This is a genomic window from Clostridioides sp. ZZV15-6383 (assembly GCF_020657735.1).
Classification (GTDB): Bacteria; Bacillota; Clostridia; order Peptostreptococcales; family Peptostreptococcaceae; genus Clostridioides; species Clostridioides difficile_D.
In genome coordinates this window covers 1-255 of sequence record NZ_JAGWCV010000238.1, presented here as the reverse complement: position 1 = coordinate 255, position 255 = coordinate 1, and the positions used below count along the sequence as shown (strand labels likewise).

At 24.3% G+C, this 255-nt stretch carries 1 protein-coding gene; it reads left to right on the top strand.

Features of this window, described 5'->3' with window-relative positions:
* Positions 1 to 255, top strand: a 255-nt coding sequence (locus KGF42_RS19625) for a helix-turn-helix domain-containing protein (protein ID WP_227826949.1), incomplete at both ends; no start/stop codon positions are given.

Here is a 255-nt window from a genome sequence, read left to right as displayed (position 1 = left end):
GGAAAAAGCTTATAAGTTTAGAATGTATCCAAATAAAAAACAGCAAGAGTTAATTAACAAAACTTTTGGATGTTGTAGATTTGTATATAATAAGTATCTTGCTAAAAGAATAGATGTTTATAAAAACAATAAAGAAACTTTTACTTATAAACAGTGTAGTTCTGATTTAACCAATTTAAAAAAAGAATTAAAGTGGCTTAAAGAACCTGACAAATTTTCACTACAAAACGCTTTAAAAGATTTAGAAAACGCATA